This is a genomic window from Streptomyces sp. NPDC044921 (assembly GCF_056432865.1).
Map to the genome: position 1 here is coordinate 54,018 of NZ_JBWKIF010000013.1, position 18,561 is coordinate 72,578.

General features: G+C 73.2%; 15 protein-coding genes. 9 read left to right on the forward strand and 6 right to left on the reverse strand.

Annotation, left to right across the window (positions count from 1 at the left end):
* The first annotated feature begins 70 nt into the window (after positions 1-70).
* The gene (locus AC07DA_RS21285; RefSeq protein WP_479129741.1) at positions 71-682 is read left to right on the forward strand and encodes a Uma2 family endonuclease; all 612 of its coding nucleotides are present in this window, start codon (positions 71-73) and stop codon (positions 680-682) included.
* Positions 683-685: 3 nt separating this feature from the next.
* Here the strand turns inward: AC07DA_RS21285 and AC07DA_RS21290 are convergent, their stop codons facing one another.
* Both AC07DA_RS21290 and AC07DA_RS21295 read right to left on the reverse strand, forming a co-directional pair.
* The gene (locus tag AC07DA_RS21290; RefSeq protein WP_479129742.1) at positions 686-3,157 is read right to left on the reverse strand and encodes a DUF4132 domain-containing protein; all 2,472 of its coding nucleotides are present in this window, start codon (positions 3,155-3,157) and stop codon (positions 686-688) included.
* Positions 3,157-3,549 carry a hypothetical protein gene (locus AC07DA_RS21295; protein WP_479129743.1) on the reverse strand — a complete coding sequence of 131 codons (393 nt, stop codon included), beginning with the start codon at positions 3,547-3,549 and terminating at the stop codon, positions 3,157-3,159. The genes AC07DA_RS21290 and AC07DA_RS21295 overlap by 1 nt, the downstream gene beginning before the upstream one ends.
* 121 nt (positions 3,550-3,670) lie before the next feature.
* Between AC07DA_RS21295 and AC07DA_RS21300 the strand changes: the two genes are divergently transcribed.
* From AC07DA_RS21300 to fxsT, 7 genes are all read left to right on the forward strand, one after another.
* Positions 3,671-4,078, forward strand: a complete 408-nt coding sequence (locus tag AC07DA_RS21300; RefSeq protein ID WP_365087398.1) for a hypothetical protein — start codon at positions 3,671-3,673, stop codon at positions 4,076-4,078.
* Between the two features lie 112 nt (positions 4,079-4,190).
* Positions 4,191-4,685: a thiol-disulfide oxidoreductase DCC family protein gene (locus AC07DA_RS21305; RefSeq protein WP_479129888.1), complete on the forward strand. Its 495-nt coding sequence runs from the start codon at positions 4,191-4,193 to the stop codon at positions 4,683-4,685.
* Positions 4,686-4,717: 32 nt separating this feature from the next.
* Complete coding sequence (locus AC07DA_RS21310) at positions 4,718-5,458, forward strand: TetR/AcrR family transcriptional regulator (RefSeq protein ID WP_479129744.1); 741 nt, start codon at positions 4,718-4,720, stop codon at positions 5,456-5,458.
* 253 nt (positions 5,459-5,711) lie between these two features.
* Positions 5,712-6,740: an effector-associated domain 2-containing protein gene (locus tag AC07DA_RS21315; RefSeq protein ID WP_479129745.1), complete on the forward strand. Its 1,029-nt coding sequence runs from the start codon at positions 5,712-5,714 to the stop codon at positions 6,738-6,740.
* Entirely contained in the window at positions 6,733-8,244 is a 1,512-nt protein-coding gene (locus tag AC07DA_RS21320) for a VMAP-C domain-containing protein (RefSeq protein ID WP_479129746.1), read from the forward strand. Before AC07DA_RS21315 ends, AC07DA_RS21320 begins: the two co-directional genes overlap by 8 nt.
* Positions 8,245-8,367: 123 nt before the next feature.
* A complete protein-coding gene (locus AC07DA_RS21325; protein ID WP_479129747.1) occupies positions 8,368-9,528 on the forward strand; it encodes an AAA family ATPase in 1,161 nt (386 codons plus the stop codon).
* Positions 9,525-13,943 (forward strand): FxSxx-COOH system tetratricopeptide repeat protein, encoded by a 4,419-nt coding sequence (gene fxsT / locus AC07DA_RS21330; RefSeq protein WP_479129748.1) that lies wholly within the window; start codon positions 9,525-9,527, stop codon positions 13,941-13,943. Before AC07DA_RS21325 ends, fxsT begins: the two co-directional genes overlap by 4 nt.
* Positions 13,944-13,971: 28 nt before the next feature.
* On the opposite strand, the gene AC07DA_RS21335 is transcribed toward fxsT, so the two are convergent.
* The gene (locus tag AC07DA_RS21335; RefSeq protein ID WP_479129749.1) at positions 13,972-15,873 is read right to left on the reverse strand and encodes an aKG-HExxH-type peptide beta-hydroxylase; all 1,902 of its coding nucleotides are present in this window, start codon (positions 15,871-15,873) and stop codon (positions 13,972-13,974) included.
* Positions 15,867-16,088 (reverse strand): hypothetical protein, encoded by a 222-nt coding sequence (locus AC07DA_RS21340; RefSeq protein WP_479129750.1) that lies wholly within the window; start codon positions 16,086-16,088, stop codon positions 15,867-15,869. The genes AC07DA_RS21335 and AC07DA_RS21340 overlap by 7 nt, the downstream gene beginning before the upstream one ends.
* 286 nt (positions 16,089-16,374) lie before the next feature.
* Here AC07DA_RS21340 and AC07DA_RS21345 point away from each other — a divergent pair, with 286 nt between their 5' ends.
* Positions 16,375-16,749 carry a CU044_2847 family protein gene (locus AC07DA_RS21345; RefSeq protein WP_479129751.1) on the forward strand — a complete coding sequence of 125 codons (375 nt, stop codon included), beginning with the start codon at positions 16,375-16,377 and terminating at the stop codon, positions 16,747-16,749.
* Between the two features lie 92 nt (positions 16,750-16,841).
* Here AC07DA_RS21345 and AC07DA_RS21350 read toward each other — a convergent pair whose 3' ends face one another.
* Together AC07DA_RS21350 and AC07DA_RS21355 are read right to left on the reverse strand one after the other, a co-directional pair.
* Positions 16,842-18,185, reverse strand: coding sequence for a metallophosphoesterase (locus AC07DA_RS21350; protein WP_479129752.1), 1,344 nt, complete (start codon positions 18,183-18,185; stop codon positions 16,842-16,844).
* Positions 18,186-18,208: 23 nt separating this feature from the next.
* Entirely contained in the window at positions 18,209-18,448 is a 240-nt protein-coding gene (locus tag AC07DA_RS21355; protein ID WP_383324869.1) for an SCO4848 family membrane protein, read from the reverse strand.
* Positions 18,449-18,561: the final 113 nt, after the last annotated feature.

An 18,561-nucleotide genomic window follows, 5' to 3' on the forward strand; every position in this document is an offset into this window, starting at 1 on the left:
CCGGAACGGGCCGTGGACGCGTCGTCCGGCCTACGATGAGGCTCTCGACACCAGCCACGGAGGCACCTTGATGTCCGCTGCAGCCGTCGAGCGGCCTTACGGAAAGCGTCCGCTGATCGCGGAGGCCAACCGGCTCATGGAGCGCAACCCGGGCTACCGAGTCGAGATCATCGGAGGCCAGATCCTCGTGTCCCCGCCCCCGGACGGCCCGCACGCGGTTGTCCTGACCGACCTCATGCTGCCCTTCGTGACGGCGGGCCTCCACGGCACGGACTCGAAGCCGGTGCAGGGCATCGGCCTCTGGCTGCCGACCGGCACGGAGGACTACGCGATCCCGGACCTGTCCCTGGTGGACGCCGACTACCAGGACCACCTGATCCAGAACAACTGCTACGACCCCGTCTGCTTCCGCCTGGTCCTGGAGGTGACCTCCAGCAACTACCGGGCGGACCTGCGCACCAAGGTCGCCGCGTACGCGGAGGCGAAGGTGCCGGTGTACGTCGTCGTCGACCGCGAGCACGAGCGCCTCCACGTCCTCACGGAACCCGCCGGGGACACGTACGCGAACCACCGCCCTCATGCCCCCGGCGAACGGGTCACGCTCCCCGGCGCGATCGGCGCCGAGGTCACGCTCGACGTCGCCGCGATCCTGAAGGCGGGCCGCCCGGGTCCGGCCGACTGAGGCTCACAGCTGGCTCAGGATCGTCGGGTCCGTGATCCTCGTGTCGTCCGCCAGCAGCATCGCCTTGCTCAGGATCACCGACAGCATGCGGTCGCCCTCGAAGGGCAGGTAGCCCGTCCCCTGGGTCTTCGGGTCGGACTTCGGGACGATGCACAGGTACTGGTCGTTCGGGGTTCTGAGGATGTTGCCCGAGCCGAGGTGGATCTTGTACGTGTGGCGGTCGCCCTTGACGTGCAGGAAGCGGCCCTCCAGCGTGCAGCGGTCGGCTATCGCCAGGCGCGGGACCAGGCGTTCGAGCAGGAGCCTGCGGGTCTCGGCGCTCTGGTTGAGCTCGCCGAAGCCGTACGACGCCCAGTACTCGCGGAAGCGGCCGCCGGGGCCGCCGTCCTGCCAGGTCGGGTCGTTGCCGATGCTGGCGACGCCGACGAACAGGTCGACGTCGCGCAGGACTTCGGAGAGGACGAGGGGCGGGATGTCCTCCAGCGGGACGGGCTCGACGGGGTCCCGGCCGGGGGTGAGCCACATGGTGTACTCGCCGCCGTGGCAGTGGGCCCAGTTCTCCGGGGCGCCGATCGGGTAGAAGCGGACCTGGTCGGTGCGCAGGCGCAGGTAGCTGCCGGAGTCGGTGGTGTCGACGCCGTACTCCTCGCCGTCGCCCTCGATCCAGTACTCGGCGCGCAGACCCCACTGGGGCAGTTCCCGCGTGGCGGGCGGGGCCGAGTCGTCGACGCAGAGGCGGAGCTTGTTGCGCCAGCCGCGGACCGCGGCCAGGGAGTGGAACTGGTGCTGGCGCAGGACGTGCGCCGCGAAGCGGTTGGAGTAGGTGCGGGTGGCGCGCTCGGCGTCCGTGAGCAGGTACACCTCGCGGTGCGCCTGTTTGAACGGCTGGGTGATGCCGTGCCGCTCCAGCCAGTCGCGCCAGGCGACGATCTCGGCCGGCTCGTGCCCCACCGGGTGCCACAGCTCCACCCGGGTGCCCTCCCGCACGGGTTCGCCGGACAGGGTCCGCAGCTCGCCGTCCGCGTACCCGGCGGTCGTGCCGTCGATCGTCCAGAGCAGGCGGCGGGCCAGCGTGCCGACGAGCGGGTGGTCGAGGTAGCGCTCGCGCCAGACGGCGTACGGCCAGCTGCGGCGGGCCAGGAACTGGCGGTCCAGGCGCTCGCTCTGCGCCGAGAGCATCTTGTCGATGTCCTTGACCGCCGACTTCAGGTCCTTCAGCTCGTCGGCGTGGTCGCGCCTGACCGCCGCCGGCACGCTCTTGACGGGCTTGCCCGCGGCGTTGCGCCAGGTCAGGACGGATCGGGTGCCCTCGATCTCCAGCAGGGCCGTCGCCTCGCCGAGGCGGTGGGTGGCCCGGCCGACCTCCGTCAGGCCGTAGGCCGGGACCGCCAGTTCCTCGATCTCCTCGCGGCTGAGGCCGAGCGCGGTGGCGCGGGCCTCCAGGGCCGAGTCGAGGAGCTTGGCGGTGTTCTTGTACGTGACCCGCGTGGCCAGCCGGGCCAGTTCGGCGAGGGCCGCCTCCGAGTCGACGCGGGCGAGCGCGACCACGCCCGCGTTGGCGACCTTCGGGTTGCGGGGGCCGATGCCCGCGACCTTCTTCAGCGAGGTCTCGACCAGGGCACCGAGGGCCCGGGCCGTCCCCGGGTCGGGCGGCAGCAGGGAGAGGAGCCAGGCCAGGCCGCGCAGGGCGGTGGCGTTGTAGGGGTCGAAGGCGCTGTTGACGTCCGGCTCCCACTCGCGGCGCTCCAGGGGGAGCGTGCGGGGGCGGCCGACGAGGGCGAGCCAGGGCAGGACCGTGTCGCGGACGTGGCCGGGGCCGAGGGCGTCCAGCAGGGTGCGGGCCTGCTTGTCCCACTTGGCCGTGGGTTTGGAGGCGGTGGCCGTCAGCACGTGCCGCAGCAGCGCCTGCCAGTCGGGGGTCGTGGCGTCCCGCAGGGCCTGCTCGGCCCAGGCCTCGCCGACGTTGAGGACGGGGTCGGTGAGCTCCCGGGCCAGGGCCTTGAGGTCGTCGGCGCGGTAGGCGTCCAGGGCGGAGCGGCGGACCACGGCCACGATGGGGGCGGACAGCGGCCGCCCGGCGGCCAGTTCCGCCCGGGCCAGGACGTCGAAGCGGGCCGCGTACCAGAAGGTCTGCCGCCGGGCCAGGTCGTCCAGGGCACGGAGGCGCTCGGCGGCCAGCGGGTCGTCGGCGAGGCCCTCGGAGACCAGGCCGCACAGGGCGAGGTGGCGGCAGCGGTCCTCAGTGTCGTCGCCCGCCCGGGCGAAACGGCCGGCCAGGGCGTGCAGCAGCTCGCGGCGGCGGCCGGCCGGCAGCTCGCGGAGCCGGTCCAGCACCTCGCCCCAGTTGCGGCCCCAGCTGCCGTGGCTGGAGTCCAGCACGCTCAGCGCCTCGTCCGCGAGCCGGCCCATGTCGCCCTCGGCGATCCTGTCGAGCAGCCGGTCCATGTGCGACCGGGGGGTACGGACGGCGCTCATCAGCCACCGACCAGGGGGACGAGCTTCAGGAACGTCACCTCGGTGCCGAGCGGGAGGTCGATCTCCTCGTCCGGGCCGGTGACCTGACGGTCTCCCACCAGCACCAGGAAGCCGTTCCCCGCGAACGCCCGCAGCGCCAGGGCCGTCTGGGTCTCCGGGTCGATGCGGCGGGGGGTGCGCAGCGCGTACCCGTTCAGCACGCGCTCGGTGTCCTCGGGCTGCACGAGTCCCTGGAACACCTGCGGCGTCCGGGCGTTGAACTCGGCGACCTCCTGGAAGACCCGGCGTCGGATCAACTCCCGCACACTCAGCCGCTCCTCGGCGATCTCCAGCCCCCAGGCCGCCCGCCGCTCCCCCGTTGTCGTCTCGTCGACGAACGTCACGATTGCCATGCCGAGGACAGTACGAGCCACCACTGACAATCACCCCGGCCACCCACGTTGAACATGTTCAAAAAGAGGTCTACAGTCATCCCCGACAGCGTTTTGAACGTGTTCAAGAAGGGGTGGGGCAATGGACCGCACGGTCGTCGCCTACGTCATCTACCTGCTGGTCAGCATCGGTCTGACCATCTGGGTGGCCCGCACGCTCAGCCGGAACGGCAGGATCTTCCTCGCCGACGTGCTGCACGGCAACGAGAAGCTCGCCGAGGCCGTCAACCACCTGCTGGTGGTCGGCTTCTACCTCGTCAACCTCGGGTTCGTCGCGCTGTACCTGAGCGACGACGAGACCATCACCGACACGCGCGGGATCTTCGAGGCCCTGTCGACCAAGCTCGGTGTGGTGCTGCTGGTCCTCGGCGTGATGCACCTGGCCAACGTCTACGTGCTCAACCGGATCCGGCGCCGGGGCGCGATGGAGCGCGAGCAGGTGCCGCCGGTGCCGCCGCAGGGCTGGGTCGCCCCGCAGGCCCGGGCCTGAACGGAAAACGCGGCACATGAACGCCACGGCACCGGACCCAGGACCGGCCACCGCGCCCGACGCACGACAAGCCTCCGCGCCCGGGGCGCGGCCGGCCACCGCGCCCGGCGCCGTGCAGGCCGCCGCCCCGGTCCGCCACCTCACCGTCCTCTACGACGCCGAGTGCTCCCTGTGCGTGTTCCTGCGCGACTGGCTCCTGCGGCAGCCCCGGCTGGTGCCGCTGGAGCCGGTCCCGGCCGGCTCCCCGGAGGCCCGGCGGCGCTTCCCCGGTCTCGACCACGGCGCCACGCTCGACGAGATCACCGTCGTCGGCGACGCCGGGCAGGTCTACCGGGGCCCGGCCGCCTGGGTCGTCACCCTGTGGGCACTGCGCGAGCACCGGCCGCTCGCCCACCGGCTGAGCACCCCCTCCGGCGCCCGGCTCGCCAGAGGCGCCGTGCTCGCCGCCGCCAAGTGGCGCGGTGCGCGGTGGCAACGGGGACAGCGCCTCGGTGCGCAGTGGGGCGGCCGGGTGTACCGCCGGGCGGACGGGTGGGCGTACACCCCCGGCACCGGCTGGACCTACACCGCGCCGTCCTGCGCCGACGGCTCCTGCGCCCCCCGCTGACCGCCCCGGCCCTGGCGTTAGGCTCTCTTCCCGTGCCCGACAAGAACGACGGCCCCGGCGACGGCGCCACCCCGACCAAGTCCGAACAGACCCGCGCCCTGATCCTGGAGACGGCCATGCGGCTGTTCCAGGAGCGCGGTTACGACAAGACGACGATGCGGGCCATCGCCAAGGAGGCCGGGGTCTCCGTCGGGAACGCGTACTACTACTTCGAGGGCAAGGAACACCTGATCCAGGGCTTCTACGACCGGATCGCCGCCGAGCACCAGGTGGCCGTCCGGGAGATCCTGCGACGGGAGACCGACCTGGAGGCCCGGCTCGCGGGCGTGCTGCGGACCTGGCTGGACATCGCCGCGCCGTACCACGAGTTCGCGGTGCAGTTCTTCAAGAACGCCGCCGACCCGGACAGCCCGCTCAGCCCCTTCTCGCCCGAGTCGGAGCACGCGCGCGTGGAGGCCATCAGCGTCCACCGGCAGGTGCTGGCCGGGACGAAGACCAAGGTGCCCGAGGAACTGCGCGACATCCTGCCCGAGTTGATGTGGCTGTCGCAGATGGGACTCGTCCTGTACTGGATCTTCGACCGCACGGAGGGGCGGGAGCGCAGCTACCGGCTCGCGGAGCGGGGCGCCCGGCTCACCGCGCGCGGGGTCGCCCTGGCCCGGTTCCGGGTGCTGCGGCCGCTCGTGCGGGAGGTGCACGAGCTGTTCACGGACTTCCTGCCGGGCATGACCCGCGCGATCCCGGACCCGGCCGGGCGCGCCGCCGGGTCCTAGGGTCCGTCTCCCCGGCCCTGCCCGGCTCCGCCGAGTGGGGAGAGAACCGGCCGGGCAGGTGTCTGAGGCCGGGTGTCACAGCTCTGCACAGAGCGGGGCGGTGGCGTGCGCGGACCGTACCCTCGCCCGTCTCTTCGGCTTAACCTGGCAGGCCGAGGCGGCGAGTGTGGCGCGCTGCCGAGACCACGCGTGAGGGGGACACAGGGACGTGGTGCGAACGGGGTCGGGCGGAACGAGGCGGGAGTCCCGGGGGGTGACGGAGGCTCCCTGGCGATTACGGGTTCTCGTCCGCACGGACGACCGGCACGCGGCGGGCGACGTCGCCCCCCGGCCGGCGACGGACGGTGTGCGCCCGCGCGTCGCCGGGGCGGCTGTGCTGCTGTCCGGCGGGCTGGCCGTGACGTGCGCGCATGTCGTGGAGGCGGCGCTGCGCCGCCCGCGGCTGGAGGAGGCCCCCGCGGACGCCTTCGAGGCCGACTTCCCCGCCGTGCCGGGCGGCGGGCCGGTGACGGCGCGCGTCGCCGAGGGGGGCTGGTTCCGCTCGCCCCCGGCGAGCGACCTCGCCGTGCTGCGGCTGACCGGTCCGTTGCCGCCCGGCCCGGCAGCCGCCCCGGTGGACGCGACCGCGCCCGGAGCCGACGTGCCGGTCCTGGTCTTCGGCCACCCTTCCGACGCGCCGGAGGGGGTGTGGGCGCGTGCCCGGACGGTGGCCGTGGGCGGGCCGCAGGCGCGGTGGCTGCAGCTGGACGGCGACGACGGCCCGGGAGCGCGGATCGAACGGGGCTTCAGCGGGGCCGGGGTGTGGGACCGGCACCACCGCACGGTGACCGGCGTCGTCTCGTCGGTCCTGAACCGTGCCGCACCGGTCCCTACGCGCGTCGCGTGGATGATCCCCTTCGCCCTGCTGTCCCGGACGCCCTTCGCTCCGCTGTTCGAGGAGAAGGGCGGACCGGCCGACACCGCCGGGCCGGCCGACCCGTGGGACGTGGTCAACGCGCTGCTGGCCACCGGCGCCGTCACCCCCGACGGCGGCAGCGGCCTGCTGTCCCTCCTGCCCGGGCACATATCGGGCAGCGTGCCCCGGGCGGACCGCCCCCGGCTCCAGATGTTCCACCTGGTGCGCCGATGCGGCGACTTCAGGGACGGGCCCGGTGAGCTGGTGCGGGCGGTGCGGGAGTTGGAGGGAGACAGCATCTCCGTACGGCGTTTCACCGACGCGGCGAGACGGCTGTGGCCGGACCGGCTGGGCGGGACCGACGGAGGCCCGGGTCACCATGACTGAGTATCCGACGTACGCTCCGCGGCCCGCCGAGGTCGTCGACCGGCTGGGTGCGGAACGGGCGGCGCACCTGGTGGACGCGCTCATGAAGGTGCCCGTGCTGGACGATCTCAGGTCGCGCAGGCTGTGCGTGGACATCGCCCTCGACCGGTTGCGGCAGCGCCTGTCGGTGGCCGAGTTCGACGACAAGAAGCTCCATCTCGCGGAAATGGTACGGATGTTCGGCACGGCCCCGGGGGGCTGGGAACAACTCGCCGGCACCGTTCGCTTCCTCGCCGATTACGACCTGCCGTCGGAGCAGGCGGCCGCCCTGGTGCACGGCCCGGCGCACCCGATGGGCGATCCGGGACAGCGGAGCGAACTCGCCGCGCTGCTCGGGGGCCTCGACCGCCGGACCGTCCCCGAGCTGGGGACGATCTTCTCCTTCGCCGCCGGGGACGGCTTCGACCCGCTGCCCGACGGCGTGCGCACGGCCTGGGAGGCGTACGAACTGCTGGAGCAGTGCAACGTCCCGACCGACGGCGTGCCCCGCACCGTGCGCTTCGTCCAGGAGGTCGCCTACGCCGTCGGTCCGGGCCTGGGGGACCCGCTGCGCCGCTGGCTCAGCCGCCACGTCCGCATGATGACGGACCAGGGCGTCGACGCCATGCGGATCCTGGGCGACACCCGGGGGACCACCGGCGCGTGGCGCCGGAAGACCGAGGGATGCGCCTACGTGGTGATCCGGCTGCAGCCCTGTTCGGACGCGCGCGACGAGGTCTGGCTCACCTGCTGGACCAGCACCGGAGACACCTGGGAACCACGGCAGCGGGACGACCGGCGGCTGCCGTTCGCCGACGCCCCGGCCCACGTGGCCGAGCTGATCGACCGGGAGGAGGCACGGCTGCGCGACCACCACGGCGGCATCGTGCTGGAGTTCATCCTCCCGGTGGGACTGCTCAACGAGCCGGTCGAGGACTGGCCCCGGACCAGCCCTTTTCCCGACGTGCCCGAAGGGGCGTCCTTCACCCCCTCGCTGGGGGCGGACTACAAGGTCGCCATACGGAGCCTGGAGCGCATGGAGGCACTGCAACTGCACCGTGTCTGGAACGAGCGCTGGAAGGTACTCACGGGCGGCACGCAGGGGCGCGTGCACCGGTGCAGAACCGGCGACGGCGCCCGGCAAGGGCTGCTATACGCCAAGTTGAAGCAAGACCCGGCCATAGTTCTGATGGCCCTGGGCTCCTCGCCCCAGGATGCCGAGGGGCGCAGTGAGCTGCTGCTGGGCCTGCGGGCGGGTCTGCCCGTGCTGCTTTGGGCACATCAGGGGCACCTCGACGCACGCGAGCACGCAGCCGCCGACCGTGTCGCCGAGACGGGCGCGTGGGACGCCCTTCTCGACCACGTCACGCGCTTGCGCTTCTCTCCCGATCCACGGGACGATGGGCGGGGCTGCATCCGGTCTCGCGTCGCTGTGCTGTGGGACGATCCGAACCGCCTTCCCGAGGCCCCGGAGTCGGTGATGTGAGCTCCCGGCGGACACCCGACAGGCTACGTCGGGCCTACGGGACCGCGGTTGTGCCGGGACCACGGCCGGAGAGGTACGAGCGTGCACTGATCGCGCAGGACTCAGGGTGAGGGGGAGGCGCTGATGGCTGAACGGGGTCTGCACGATCCGACGGCGGCCGACGGCACAACCGTCGATCCGGGTGCGTGGCACATCTATCGCGGGACGGGTCGGCCCCGTGCCGACGCACCGCTGTCCGAGCTGCTGCCCCCGGCCCCGCCGTGGCGCAGGTTCTCCGGCGGGCCATTGATCACCGCCGAACCTCCGCGGGACGAGGCGGAGTTCACCCGGCGCCTGGGTCCGGCCGACGGCCCGGTGGCCCGCGCGGCCTCGCCCCAGGAGCGGGACCTCGTCAACGCCGCGCTCTTCCTCCGCCGCCCCCTGATCGTGGCCGGTCCGCCCGGGATCGGGAAGTCCAGCCTCGCCCACTGCATCAGCCGCGAGCTGGGGTTAGGCCGGGTGCTGCGGTGGTCGATCACCAGTCGCAGCACCCTCAAGGAGGGCCTGTACGCCTACGACGCCATCGGCAGGGTCCAGGAGGCCGCCGCCCGTGGCGCACTGCGCGGTGCCGCGCCGGGCACCGCCCCGGACGGCGCCGCGGCCGACGCGGACGCGGACGCGCAGGGCAAGACGCCCCCGGCGGAGCCGGACGGCCTGCACAACCTCGGTGACTACATCCAACTCGGCCCGCTCGGCACGGCGTTGCTCCCCCGTGCCGTGCCCCGCACGCTGCTGATCGACGAGATCGACAAGGCCGACATGGACCTCGCCGGCGACCTCCTCGGCGTCTTCGAGGACGGCGAGTACGTCATCCCCGAACTGGCGCGCGTGCGCTCCCGGTTGCCGGAGGTGGAGGTGCACACCGACGACCCGGACGGGACGGCCGTGATCCACCACGGCCGGGTGCGCTGCTCCGCCTTCCCCGTCGTGGTGATCACCAGCAACGGTGAGCGGACCCTGCCCCCCGCCTTCCTGCGCCGCTGTCTGTACCTGGACCTGCCCGCGCCGGACTCCGAACAGCTCGCGGCGATGCTCGCCGCCCAGTTGTCCCACGGTGACGACGAGGGGCGGACGACCATGATCCGGGACTTCCTGGCCCGGTCCCGGGCGGGCGGCACCCTGGCAGCGGACCAGTTGCTCAACTCCGAGTACCTGCGCACCGCCCCGGCGGGCCCCGGCGAGCATTCCTGGAACGAGCTGCTGCACGCGCTGTGGCGCCGACTCGACGAGGGCGAATCTGGATGACCCGGTTGCCCTTCCGAGGCGGCGGGGGGCACGACGGTGACGGGCCGGGTGCCGCCTCACGGGCTGCGCTGCGCGGATCGCCGTCCGGCGCCGGGCCCCTGTGGTTCGAGGTCGGCGAGGCCCTGTGGCTCGCGGCCCAGCGGTACCGGCTGCTGGGCGAGGCGGCCACGGCCGGCCGCGAGAACGGCGCCGCCCGTCCGCACCAGCCGGCCGGCTCCGCCGCGCACGGCAGCCCGCCCGGGCGGGACGAGACGGACGGCGCCCCACCGGAACGGGACGACACGGACGGCGCCGACGCGCCGAACGGCACCGACGGCACGCGGCCACCCCCGCCCAGCGGCCCACGGCCGTACCCCGCCGGCCCGTTCTCCCCCACTCCCGCCGACGACACCGCCGGTCACCGGCCTCCCCGGACCGCCGAGGCGACGCGGGCGGACCCCATGGAGTCCGTCCTCGTGGAACTCGGCCGGCACCTGGCCCTGGACCGTTCCCGCTCCGTCGAGAAGTCGATGCTGCCGCTGAAACGGCGGATCGCCTCACGGCACCGGTACGTGCTGGACGAGGAGGCCACCGCCGAGACCGCGGCCGAGCAGGGCGTGTGGCTCCCCAGGGAGCGGGCGGCCGAGGAACGCTGGCTGACGCTGACGCTCCTGGTCGACACGGGCGCCTCGATGCGGCTGTGGGTGCCCACGGCACAACGGCTGCGGGACGCCCTGCACGGCTCCGGGGCGTTCCGCGACGTGCGCCTGGTGCGGTGGTCCCGTACCGGCGGGTCCGATCGCCCTCCGGTGCCCGGCGGCGACGGACGCCAGGTCCTGCTGGTGCTGACGGATCTGCAGGCCGCGCACTGGGCCGACGGCAGCGCACCCCACCTGCTGGCGCGCTGGGCCCGGGACCTGCCCGTCGCTCTCGTCCACACCCTCCCCGAGCACATCTGGGCCCGGACGGGCACCTGCGCCCACCGCGTGGAGCTGACCGGTCCGTACCCCGCCGCCCCCAACCGGACGTGGACCGTCCGGCACGACGAGCTGGTCCTGGCCCCCGAGGAGCCGTGGCAGCAGCCGGCCGCGGACGGCATCGCGCTGCCGGTGCTGACGCTGACACCCGAGGGGCTGGGCCGGTGGGCCCGTTTCACGGCGGGCGAGCTGTCCGGCGCGTACGCCGTACGGGCGCTGCTCGCGTCGGCCGCGGCCCCGGCGGACGCTGAGCGTCCCGAACCGGGCGCGCGGGCGGACGTGCGGGCCCGGACGCTGCGGGCCCGGCTGTCACCGACCGCGTACCGCCTGGCCCGGTTGTGCGCGGCCCTGCCCTTGCTGAATCTCTCGCTGCTGCGGCTGGTGCAGGCCCGGCTGCTGCCCGAGGCGCGCACCTGGCACGTGGCGGAGCTCCTGCTCAGCGGCATGCTGCGGCACATCCCCGCCGACCCGGAGACGCCCGCCCAGGCCCGGGCCGAGCTGGAGATCGGTGAGGGGGTGCGGCGCGAGCTGCTCTCGGAGGGCACGCGGCGCGAGACCGCGCTGACCATCATGCTGGCCGCCGACCACATCGCCGCGACCGCACAAGGGCCGGTTGGGTACAGCTATTCCCAACTCGGACGAGTGGTCCGCGATCCCGCGCGCGCGGCTCGCCTGCCCGTGGAAGTGTTGAAGCCGTGGTTTTCTTCGGTTTCGCCCGCTTTTGTGGCCATGGGAGCCCCGTACGCGACAGCCGTGGCCCAGCTGAGTGAACGCCTGTCGGCGGCGACGGCCGTCGAGCGGCCTCCGCCGGCCACCGAGGAGGCCGCAACCTCGGATGAGGCGACCCCGTTAGGCGTGGGGATCGAGGATTCCGGGTTCGGCGAGGAAGAGTCCGGGTTCGACGAGGAAGGGAACATGACAGTGAGCGGCTTGCAGTCCGCACAAGCCGGATCGAGGAGTGACGGGCTGCAGAAACCGCCACCCGTCTGGGGAAATGTCCCTCCGCGCAATCGTACGTTCACCGGTCGGGTGCAGCTCCTGGAGGATTTGCACCGCAGACTGCAGGAAGGCACCACGGCGGTACTGCCCGAGGCGCTTCAGGGAATGGGCGGCGTGGGTAAATCCCAACTCGCCGTGGAATACGTGTACCGCCATATGCACGAGTACCAGGTCATCTGGTGGATTCCCTCCGAGCAGCCGCAGCAGATCCGCCAGTTCCTGGTGATGCTGGCCGGGCGGCTTGGGCTGAATGTGGGAAGCGGTGAGGCCAACACGGCAGTTCCCGCGGTGATAGAAGCGTTGCGCATCGGCGAACCGTACAAGAATTGGCTGCTGGTATTCGACAACGCAGAAAATCCCGAGGCCGTGCGCGACTTCTTCCCCACCAATGGACCGGGCCGCATTCTCGTCACCTCGCGCAACGCCCAATGGGCGGCATCGGCACGTCCGCTGGAGGTCGACGTGTTCACCCGGGACGAGAGCCGGTCGTTGCTGCAACTGCGAGCGCCGATGCTCGACGACGAGACGGCCGACCGGCTGGCGGAGACCCTCGGGGACCTCCCCCTGGGGATCGAACAGGCGGCCGTGTGGCTCGCCGAGACCGGCATGCCGGCCGAGGAGTACCTCCGCCTCTTCGAGCAGCAGGCCAACGAGCTCATGCTCAGCGACCCCCCGCCGGACTACCCGCTGTCCGTGGCGGCCGCCTGGAACGTGTCCCTGGAGCGGCTGCGCAAGAACCACCCGGCCGCGCTGCAGCTCCTGCAGGTCTGCGCCTTCTTCGCCCCCGAGCCGATCTCGCGGCGCCTGTTCACGGGGGTCCGCGACGCCCCGGTGCCGCCGGAACTCGGTGCGGCGCTGAGCGATCCCATCCGGCTCGGCCGGGCCATCCGCGAGATCAACCGCTACGCCCTGGCGCGCATCAACCACAACACCAACACCATCCAGCTGCACCGCCTGGTCCAGCGGGTGCTGATCAACCAGATGCCGGACCAGCTGAAGAGCCAGATGCGGGCCGGCGCCCACTGGCTGCTGGCCCAGGGCGACCCCGGCGAGCCGACGGCGTCGCACCAGTGGCAGCAGTACGGCGAGTTGCTGCCGCACGTCCTGCACAGCAGGGCCCTGGAGTCGACCGACCCGTGGGTGCGGCAGCTCGTGCTGAACGAGATCCAGTACATGTTCTCCTGGGGCGACCACGAGGGGTCGCTCGACCTGGCCGGGCAGACGTACCACACGTGGCAGAGCGAGCCGGGCGGAAGCCCCGAGCAGACCCTGGCCGCCGCCAAGCTCTTCACCGACGCGCTGCGCATCCTGGGCCGCTACTCGGAGGCCTTCGAGCTGGACCAGCGGACCCTGGCGGAGATGACCGAGGTGCTCGGCCCGGAGCACGAGTCCACGCTGGAGATCACCAGCATGCTCGCCTGGGACCACCGGTTGCGCGGCGAGTTCCAGCGCGCCCTGGAACTCGACAAGCACGCCTACGAGACCTGCGAGCGGCTCTTCGGGCCCAACGACCTGTCCACGCTGCTGTCCGCCCACCGCCACGCGCTCAACCTGCGGTTCATCGGGGAGTACCGGCAGGCACTGGAGATCGACCAGGTCACGCACCGGCGGAAGGTCGAGGAACTGGGCGAGAACGCCCTGTCCACGCTGAACACCATGGCCGCCGTGACGCTCGACCTCCAGGAGGCCGGGGAGTACGTCCGCGCCCGCGACGTGGCCGAGGACGTGGCGGACCGCTCCGTGTACAACTTCGGCGAGAACCACCCGCACTCGATCGCGGTCACCAAGATCCTCTCCGTGGCCGAGCGGCGGGCGGGGCACCACGAGGAGGCGCTGGAGCTGTCCGGCAGGGCGCTGGCCCTGTTCCGGACCCGGTACGGCGACAAGTATCCGGCGACGGTCAACGCGCTGCTGGCGCACGCCGTCGACGTCCGCCACTCGGGTGACCTGGAGCGCGCCCTGGAGCTGGGCCAGCAGGGTTACGAGGGATACGAGGCCCTGCTGGGCGGGGACCATCCGCACACGATCGCGGCGCGGGTCAACCACGCGGTCTGCCTGCGTCTGGTGGGCCGGGTCGAGGAAGCCCGGGCCGTGGACGAGACGGCCTACCGGCAGCTGGCCGACCTGCTGGGCGAAGACCACCCCAACACCCTGTCCTGCGTGGTCAACCTCGTCGCCGACCTGTACGAACTCGGTGACGTCCAGGCATCGGTGGATCTCGCGACCCGCGGGCTGGAGCACAGCCGCCGCCGCATCGGCGAGAACCACCCGGTCAGCCTGGCCATGGCACTCAACCTGTCGCTGGGCCTGCGGCTGCTGGGGCGCGACGACGAGGCGGAGTCACTGTACGCCGAGACGCTGGCCCGCTACCGGCAGACGCTGGGCGAGGAGCACCCGGCCTGTCACGCCGCGGCGGAGGGGAAACCGGCCAACTGCGACGTCGACCCGCTCCCGGCGTGACCCGGCTGCCGTGTCCGGTGGCCGCGGTTCAGCCGTGACCACCGGACGCGCACAGGCCGGGCACGCGTCCGAGCCACCGGGACAGTCCTTCGGGGTCGGGAGCGCACCCGGTACGGGCGCGGACCGACAGGGCCACCGCGCGCACCACCTCCGGGCGACGCAGCAGCGCGCGGGAGGCCGGATCCTGCCCGTCGGCCTCCAGAGCGAGGCCCAGACCCACCCAGGCGGCGGGGCGGTCCGGGTCCTCGGCGAGCAGCTTGCCGTACGCGTGCCGTGCGTCGGCCGCCGCTCCGCTCACCAGCAGCCGGTCGACGGCGAGCAGGGCGGCATCGCGGTCGTACGGGAGCGGGCGGGCGCCGGGCCCCGGTGCCGCTCGGAGGGCGGACGGCCCTTCGGCGAGCAGGACGCGGCGTAACTCCCCGCGCGGCTCGGGCCAGTGGAACAGCGGGGAGTCGCGCATGACCGACCGTGGGGCGGCCGCCTCCTCGGCGGCCGCCCCGTTCAGCCACCGTTCGGCCAGCCGGGCACAGGCGGGCGGATCGGCCGTGAGGTGGCGCATGCGCCAGGTGGCTGCGAGGTCCGCCAGTTCGGTGCGGGCGAGGGAGATCGGCTCGTCGGGCACGGAGTCGTGCCGCCAGGGCGCGGTCTGCTCCACCAGGTGCCGGACGAAGCGCCGCCCCCACTCGGTGATGCCCTGCCGGGCGGGCAGTGCGGTGAGCACCTCGGTCAGCGCGTCCCGCAGCACCGCGTACTCGAAGTGGGCGAGGCCGGCCGCGGGCCCGCTCAGCGCCGCCCGTTCGGCGCGCCAGAACTCCGCCACACCGGTGAAGGCGTACGCGCCGTGCAGGATTCCCCACAGGGGCCGGGCGTCCATGCGCCACGGGGCGTAGAAGAGGGCCTCCCGCTGTCCCGGTTCGGGCGGCTCGACGAGCCGGACCTGGTGGTCGAGCCCGTTGAGGGCGGAGTGCCGCGCCTCGTGGACCAGGGTCACGGCGAGATCGACGCCGTCGGGCGGGAGGCTGATCAGGGCGCTGCCCACGGCTTCGGAGTAGGAGGCGCTCGCGGTCCGGAAACGGGGCATGGCGGGCAGGGGCACCACGGCCCGCAGCATGAGGGACACCATCCGCGCCGCGTGCGGGTGCCTGCGGAGCAGGACGTCCGCCGCGTCGCGGAAGAGTTCGCGCCACCGGTCCGCCTCGTCGTCGGGCAGCGGTGCGCGCTCCGCGTGCGGGGAGCGGAAGTCCCGGTACGGGTCGGTGTCCTCCAGGAGCAGGTCGGGTGCCGGTGCGGTGCCGGCGCTCCAGGCCAGTCGCCGCGGCGGCAGCCACACCGCGCGCGACGGTGCCGTGCCGGCCCGCGGCCGGTCGTCACCGGGCCGTATGAGCACGCGCTGCTCCCCCAGGGAGAGGGTGGCGGTCTCGCGCCCGGTGACGTGGAGCAGGGCGACGTCGAAGCCTGCCGGCCTGTCCGGGAACACGGCGTGTCCGACGGTCGGCAGCGTGACCGTGCCGGCCGTCGCGGGGACGCGCAGCACGCCGGGCAGGCCACTGCGCAGCGCTGCCGCACCCGCCAGGGCGTGGGCGTAGCCGAGCAGGTGCCACAAGGGCGGCCGGTGGCCCGCCGTTCCGCCGTCCTGCAGGTGTCGCAGGGCGCTCACCGTCCACACGCCGACCGGGGGATGGGACAGGACCGCGAGGACGGCCTCCGGGCAGAATCGTTCCGCCTGAGCGAGGACGTCGAAGGCCTCGGCCACCGGAGGCAGCGGGCTGTCGTCCACGGCGGCCTCGGGCTCGGCGGCGGCGATGGCGCGGAACATCAGCAGGCGCCGGCTGCGTTCCGCCGAGGCGATGCGCGCCACCGAGGCGGCCGTGAGCCGACCGGTCGCGACCGCGTCCAGGTCGCCGACCGGGGTCCGGTGGCTGCTCAGCACGGGGCTTCGGGGGCCAACGGCGGCTCGGACACCGGCGTTCGCGCCGGGTGCTCCTGTGCGGCGGCGGGCTCCTCCTGGTCCTGCTGGTCCTGCTGCTGGGCGGCGAAGTAGGGACTTCCCGAACCGTCGCCGCCCCTCAGTCCGACCGCGTGGTCCACGAGGTGCCGGAGCAGCGTGTTCTGCGCCTGAACGAGCTGGGGGTCACTGCGTGCCATGACCTCCCGAAGACCCCAACCGCTGAGATCGACGAGGTCGGTCTCGATGTCGGTCGCAGACAACCTCACGTCAGACTTCCCCCTGTCGGCTCCGGCCCGCGGCCCGGCCAAGCGCAGGCGCTCTTCCCATAGTGGCCCGCGAAGGCCCGTGTCGAAAGGGCCCCCGGCGGCCACGACGGCCGGAATCTTTCCAACCGCCGCGCTGTCGCGACGACTTGCGCTGCCGCCGGGGCTCCGGGCCGCTACCGTTGGCGTACCTTCCGGACCGGCTGTCTCAGGGGGATGCGTGGGAACTCTGGTGCGTTTCGACCTGGGTGACGGCGACTCGGTCGTCGCCGAACTGGAGCGCGTGGACGGTGGGGTGGTGGACGCGGCCACGCCGTCCGACCTGGTGGCCCGGGCCACCGGGTCCTTCTCGGCGGCGCTGGACCAGGTGCGCTCGGTCGCGGCGCTCACCATCCGGCGCATGCGCGACCTGCCCCAACGCCCCGACGAGGTCACCGTCGACTTCGGCATCCAGCTCGACGCCGAGGTGGGCGCGGTCCTGGCCCGGACCGGCGCCCGCGGCCACCTCCAGGTCCAGCTCACCTGGCGGCGCGACGAACAGGCGCCGGAGGCCTCCCCGGCCACGGGACCGGAGGGCCGGGCGCCGCAGACCTAGGGCGGGTGTCACGCCGTGCCACCCGGACGCCGGGCCCGGGTCCTGCTCGCCGCCGTGCGGCACGTCGGTGTCAAGCCTGCTTGAACGCCAGGTCAGGCCTGCCTGGACGCCAGTTCGATCACCGTGATGTCCGACGGTGCGCCCACCCGGGTGGGCGGGCCCCAGGCTCCGGCGCCGCGCGAGACGTAGAGCTGCGTGTCGCCGTAGCGCTCCAGGCCGGCGAGGGTGGGATTGGCCGCCGAGGCGAGGAGGTTGCCGGGCCAGAGCTGGCCGCCGTGGGTGTGACCGGAGAGCTGGAGGTCGACGCCGTGCTCGACGGCGTCGTGGATCTGCACGGGCTGGTGGGCGAGGAGCACGCACGCGCGGGCCCGGTCCCGGTCGCCGAGCGCCCGCGCGTAGTCGGGGCCCTGGCCCTCCTCCTCGCCGGCGATGTCGTTGACACCGGCCAGGTCGAAGTACGGCAGCTCCCGGCGGGCGTTCTCCAACGGGTGCAGGCCGAGCCGCCGGACCTCCTCGACCCACTGTTCGGCGCCGGAGAAGTACTCGTGGTTGCCGGTGACGAAGTACGACCCGTGACGGGCCCTCAGCCGGGCCAGCGGGGCGGCGGCGGGGCCCAGGTCCTTCACGCTGCCGTCGACCAGGTCGCCGACGACCGCGATCAGGTCGGGCTGGGTCGCGTTGATCGTGTCCACGACCTTCTGGGCGAAGCCGCGGCCCAGGACCGGGCCGAGGTGCACGTCGCTGACCACGGCGATGCGGTACCCGTGCGCGCCGCGCGGCAGCTTGGCCAGCGGTACGGTGACCCGCTTCACCTGCGGACCGCGCAGCACGCCGTACGTCCCGTACCCGACGGTCCCGACGGCAGCGGCGGCGGCCGCCCCGCCGACCACCCGGGCCACGAACACACGGCGGGAGGGGCCGGCGGGAGCGGGGGACCCGGCCGGGTCCGTGGGGGCCGGCGGCCGGGCGGGGCCCCCGGGCGTGCCGGGCGCGGGGTCCGCGTCCGGACCGGCCCCCGCGGGAACGGCCGCCCCTCCGGGCACGGTCACCTTCTCGGTCCGGGACGCGGACGACGACACCGGTCCCCGCTCCGGGTCCTGCCGCCTCGCCGCGTCACGCCGCTCCAGGAAGCGCCGCAGCAGCGGTCGTACGACCTCGCCCGCGAGGACCGCCAGCAGCAGGTACATCGACAGCGCCAGCCACAGGAAGCCCGGCCAGGCGAGGACCTGCTGGAGCCAGAAGGGGGCTCCGGTCCGTTCCGCGACCAGGGCCGTGATCGTGAGGACCCAGCCGCCCGCGATCAGCACCGCGCCCGCGCGGCGGGCCGGGCCCGGGCCGCGGGTCGTGTCGCGGAACAGGCGGCGCCACACGTACCAGTTGGCCGTCACGATGACGGCCAGGACCAGCAGTGCGACGAGTATGAAGACGATGGCCACGGTGTCGTGTCTCCCGATTGCCGTTATGACGTCCGGCGCAGTGCGCGCAGACCACGCAACCCGATGGCCCCGACGACCGTCCCCAATACGAAGGAGACGACGGCGAGCAGCAGGTGCACCCAGAAGTACGCCGTGGGACGACCGTCGTCGAACGCGAGCCCGCTGCTGTCCTTGACGAGGTTCTTGACGAAAGTGATCCAGATGACCCAGCTCCACACCCCGAAGGCGAGCAGGAACCAGGACACGGGGCGGCTGAGCTTCACAGAATCAGACCTTTCATCGCAATGCCGGGCTCCCGGGGCCGGCCGGGGGTCCGGGGGTCGTCCCCTGGGTGAGCACGGCATGAGACCAGTATCGCCAGAGCCTGTCCGGTTCC

Coding starts and splice junctions, on each gene's coding strand:
- AC07DA_RS21325 (WP_479129747.1), top strand. CDS start 8,368: ATGGCTGAACGGGGTCTGCACGATCCGACGGCGGCCGACGGCACAACC.
- fxsT (WP_479129748.1), top strand. CDS start 9,525: ATGACCCGGTTGCCCTTCCGAGGCGGCGGGGGGCACGACGGTGACGGG.
- AC07DA_RS21290 (WP_479129742.1), bottom strand. CDS start 3,157: ATGAGCGCCGTCCGTACCCCCCGGTCGCACATGGACCGGCTGCTCGAC.
- AC07DA_RS21285 (WP_479129741.1), top strand. CDS start 71: ATGTCCGCTGCAGCCGTCGAGCGGCCTTACGGAAAGCGTCCGCTGATC.
- AC07DA_RS21300 (WP_365087398.1), top strand. CDS start 3,671: ATGGACCGCACGGTCGTCGCCTACGTCATCTACCTGCTGGTCAGCATC.
- AC07DA_RS21340 (WP_479129750.1), bottom strand. CDS start 16,088: ATGGCACGCAGTGACCCCCAGCTCGTTCAGGCGCAGAACACGCTGCTC.
- AC07DA_RS21320 (WP_479129746.1), top strand. CDS start 6,733: ATGACTGAGTATCCGACGTACGCTCCGCGGCCCGCCGAGGTCGTCGAC.
- AC07DA_RS21295 (WP_479129743.1), bottom strand. CDS start 3,549: ATGGCAATCGTGACGTTCGTCGACGAGACGACAACGGGGGAGCGGCGG.